Annotated in this window: 1 rRNA gene; it reads right to left on the bottom strand. The window is 52.0% G+C overall.

Annotated elements, in window-relative coordinates:
• Positions 1-7: 7 nt before the first annotated feature.
• A 16S ribosomal RNA gene (locus ZX61_RS20320) occupies positions 8-1,560 on the bottom strand.
• Between the last annotated feature and the right edge of the window lie 144 nt (positions 1,561-1,704).

The following is a 1,704-nucleotide window of genomic DNA, read 5'->3' as shown; positions in this document are numbered from 1 at the left end:
CATCGTATAAGGAGGTGATCCAGCCCCAGGTTCCCCTAGGGCTACCTTGTTACGACTTCACCCCAGTCATGAACCACAAAGTGGTAAGCGTTCTCCCGAAGGTTAAACTACCTACTTCTTTTGCAGCCCACTCCCATGGTGTGACGGGCGGTGTGTACAAGGCCCGGGAACGTATTCACCGTGGCATTCTGATCCACGATTACTAGCGATTCCGACTTCATGGAGTCGAGTTGCAGACTCCAATCCGGACTACGACGCACTTTTTGGGATTCGCTCACTTTCGCAAGTTGGCTGCCCTCTGTATGCGCCATTGTAGCACGTGTGTAGCCCTACTCGTAAGGGCCATGATGACTTGACGTCGTCCCCACCTTCCTCCGGTTTATCACCGGCAGTCTCCCTGGAGTTCCCGACATTACTCGCTGGCAAACAAGGATAAGGGTTGCGCTCGTTGCGGGACTTAACCCAACATTTCACAACACGAGCTGACGACAGCCATGCAGCACCTGTCTCAGAGTTCCCGAAGGCACACCTGCATCTCTGCTGGCTTCTCTGGATGTCAAGAGTAGGTAAGGTTCTTCGCGTTGCATCGAATTAAACCACATGCTCCACCGCTTGTGCGGGCCCCCGTCAATTCATTTGAGTTTTAATCTTGCGACCGTACTCCCCAGGCGGTCTACTTAACGCGTTAGCTCCGAAAGCCACGGCTCAAGGCCACAACCTCCAAGTAGACATCGTTTACGGCGTGGACTACCAGGGTATCTAATCCTGTTTGCTCCCCACGCTTTCGCATCTGAGTGTCAGTATCTGTCCAGGGGGCCGCCTTCGCCACTGGTATTCCTTCAGATCTCTACGCATTTCACCGCTACACCTGAAATTCTACCCCCCTCTACAGTACTCTAGTCTGCCAGTTTCAAATGCAATTCCGAGGTTGAGCCCCGGGCTTTCACATCTGACTTAACAGACCACCTGCATGCGCTTTACGCCCAGTAATTCCGATTAACGCTCGCACCCTCCGTATTACCGCGGCTGCTGGCACGGAGTTAGCCGGTGCTTCTTCTGTCGCTAACGTCAAATGATGCTGCTATTAACAACACCACCTTCCTCACGACTGAAAGTACTTTACAACCCGAAGGCCTTCTTCATACACGCGGCATGGCTGCATCAGGCTTGCGCCCATTGTGCAATATTCCCCACTGCTGCCTCCCGTAGGAGTCTGGACCGTGTCTCAGTTCCAGTGTGGCTGATCATCCTCTCAGACCAGCTAGGGATCGTCGCCTTGGTGAGCCATTACCTCACCAACTAGCTAATCCCACCTGGGCATATCCTGACGCGAGAGGCCCGAAGGTCCCCCTCTTTGGCCCGAAGGCATTATGCGGTATTAGCCATCGTTTCCAATGGTTATCCCCCACATCAGGGCAATTTCCCAGGCATTACTCACCCGTCCGCCGCTCGACGCCGTTAACGTTCCCCGAAGGTTCAGTTAACTCGTTTCCGCTCGACTTGCATGTGTTAGGCCTGCCGCCAGCGTTCAATCTGAGCCATGATCAAACTCTTCAATTTAAGATTTTGTTCGGCTCAATGAATACTGACTTCAAAACTACTGTGTAATTTTAAAGCTATTATCGTTCCAACAGAACGATAATGAATTGACTGTGCTCGATAACCGAAGTTATCAAATTGGTCACTCAGTTCATTGAAACCTAA

The organism is Vibrio sp. VPAP30, from assembly GCF_001188205.1.
Taxonomy (GTDB): domain Bacteria; phylum Pseudomonadota; class Gammaproteobacteria; order Enterobacterales; family Vibrionaceae; genus Vibrio; species Vibrio bivalvicida.
Note: the sequence above shows the minus strand (reverse complement) of the source record. Positions and strands in the feature narration are given on the sequence as shown.